General features: G+C 66.3%; 3 protein-coding genes. All 3 read right to left on the bottom strand.

What is annotated here, in order from left to right:
- Positions 1-1,040 (bottom strand): NAD(P)(+) transhydrogenase (Re/Si-specific) subunit beta (locus ACWGS9_RS34625; RefSeq protein WP_454509412.1); only part of this gene is annotated, 1,040 nt, incomplete at its 3' end.
- Between the two features lies 1 nt (position 1,041).
- A complete protein-coding gene (locus ACWGS9_RS34620) occupies positions 1,042-1,464 on the bottom strand; it encodes an NAD(P) transhydrogenase subunit alpha part 2 (RefSeq protein ID WP_040974911.1) in 423 nt (140 codons plus the stop codon).
- Positions 1,464-2,213, bottom strand: a 750-nt coding sequence (locus tag ACWGS9_RS34615) for a Rossmann-fold NAD(P)-binding domain-containing protein (protein WP_459077406.1), incomplete at its 5' end; no start/stop codon positions are given. The genes ACWGS9_RS34615 and ACWGS9_RS34620, both read right to left, overlap by 1 nt.

The raw sequence follows: 2,213 nt of genomic DNA, 5'->3' as shown, positions 1-2,213 counted from the left end.
GGGTGAATGGCGTATTTCACCTCGACGCCATTGGCCTTGAGCTTGTCGGCCATTTCGCGCAGCGCGTGCTGCGCCTGGGCGACCGCCATGCCGTAGCCGGGCACGATGATGACCTTCTGCGCGTTCATCATCAGATAGGCGGCATCGTCGGCCGAGCCCTGCTTGACGGTGCGCTCGATGCCGTCGTCGACAGCCGCGGCCGTTTCGCCGCCGAAGCCGCCGAGGATGACCGAGATGAAGGAGCGGTTCATGCCCTTGCACATGATGTAGGACAGGATCGCGCCGGACGAGCCGACCAGCGCGCCGGTGATGATCAGCGCCAGGTTGCCGAGCGTGAAGCCGAGAGCCGCCGCCGCCCAGCCGGAATAGGAGTTCAGCATCGACACCACGACCGGCATGTCGGCGCCGCCGATCGGGATGATGAGCAGCACGCCCAGCACCAGCGAGGCAGCGACGATCAGCCAGAAGACGAGCTTTGCTTCGGTGGTGACCAAAAGCACGATCAACACGACCAGTGCTGCGCCGAGGGCGATGTTGATCAAGTGGCGGCCGCCGATCATGATCGGCTTGCCGGACATGCGGCCGTCGAGCTTCAGGAAGGCGATGACCGAGCCGGTGAAGGTGATGGCGCCGATCGCCACGCCAAGGCTCATCTCGATCAGCGCCTGGGCGTGGATGTCGCCCGCCGTGCCGATGCCGAAGCTTTCCGGCGCGTAGATGGCGGCGGCTGCCACCATGACGGCGGCGAAACCGACGAGCGAGTGGAACGCGGCGACGAGCTGCGGCATCGACGTCATGGCGATGCGGCGCGCGGTGACGGCGCCGATGCCACCGCCGATGGCGAGGCCGAGCACGATCAGGCCGAAGCGGCCGGCCGACGGGGTCGCCAATGCCAGCGTGGTGACGATGGCAATGCCCATGCCGATCATGCCGTAGAGATTGCCCTGGCGGCTGGTGGTCGGGTGCGACAGGCCGCGCAGGGCCAGGATGAACAGGATGCCCGAGACGAGATAGAGGAAGGAAGCGAAGTTGGCGTTCACGTCACTTTTCCTTCTTCTTGTACATGGCCAGCATGCGCTGAGTGACGAGGAAACCGCCGAAGATATTTACCGAAACAAGCACCAACGCGACGAAGCCGAAGCCCGCGGCAAGGCCTGAAGCGGCAATGCCGACGGCAAGCAGCGCGCCGACGACGATGACCGAGGAGATGGCGTTGGTGACGGCCATCAGCGGCGTGTGCAGCGCCGGCGTCACCGACCACACGACATAATAGCCGACGAAGATCGCCAGCACGAAGATGGCGAAACGGAAGACGAAGGGATCGATGGCGCCGCCTGACAAGGCATGCGCCGCGTTGCCGGCGGCCTCGGCGCCGGCCGGCGCGTTGGCAAGATCCTGCACCGCAAGGCGAACGGCGGCGGTCGCCTGATCGAGCTGGTCGAGAGCTTTCTGCAGCTGTTCCATCACGCGGTCCCTTTCGACTTGGACGAGGGCGACTTGGCTGCGGCGGGTTGTTTGGCCGGTGTCTTCTTCGCAGCAGGTCTGGCCGAGGCGTCGGCGACCATGGTCGAGGCCGGAATGGCCGCCGGTTCCGTGCGCGGCTCCTCGGCTGGCTTGGCGAAGTTCGGATGCACGACTTTGCCGGCGTCGGTCAGCATCGTCGCCTTGACCAGCTCGTCGTCGCGCTTGATGGCAAGCTCTCTCGCCGCCTTGTCGACCATGGTCTCGAGGAAGGCGTAAAGGTTCCTGGCGTAAAGCAGCGAGGCCGAGGCCCCGACGCGGCCCGGCACGTTGAGATGGCCGACGATCTTGACGCCGTTTTGTGTCGTCACGACCTTGCCGGGCACCGCGCCCTCGACATTGCCGCCGCGCTCTACGGCCAGGTCGACGATCACCGAACCCGGCTTCATCGAGGCGACCATGGCGGCGGAGACCAGCTTCGGCGCCGGCCGGCCCGGGATCAGCGCCGTGGTGATGACGATGTCCTGCTTGGCGATATGCTCGGCCGTGAGCGCCGCCTGCTTGGCCTGGTATTCCTTCGACATTTCCTTGGCATAGCCGCCGGCCGTCTCGGCCGCCTTGAACTCCTCGTCCTCGACCGCCAGGAACTTGGCGCCGAGCGACTGCACCTGCTCTTTCACCGCCGGCCGCACGTCGGTGGCGGTGACGATGGCGCCGAGACGGCGCGCCGTGGCGATCGCCTGCAGGCCGGC

The sequence above is a fragment of the Mesorhizobium sp. Arg314 genome, assembly GCF_053714275.1.
Note: the sequence above shows the minus strand (reverse complement) of the source record. Positions and strands in the feature narration are given on the sequence as shown.

Excerpts from the sequence above, each read along its gene's own strand:
- ACWGS9_RS34620 (WP_040974911.1), bottom strand. The coding sequence starts at position 1,464 with ATGGAACAGCTGCAGAAAGCTCTCGACCAGCTCGATCAGGCGACCGCC.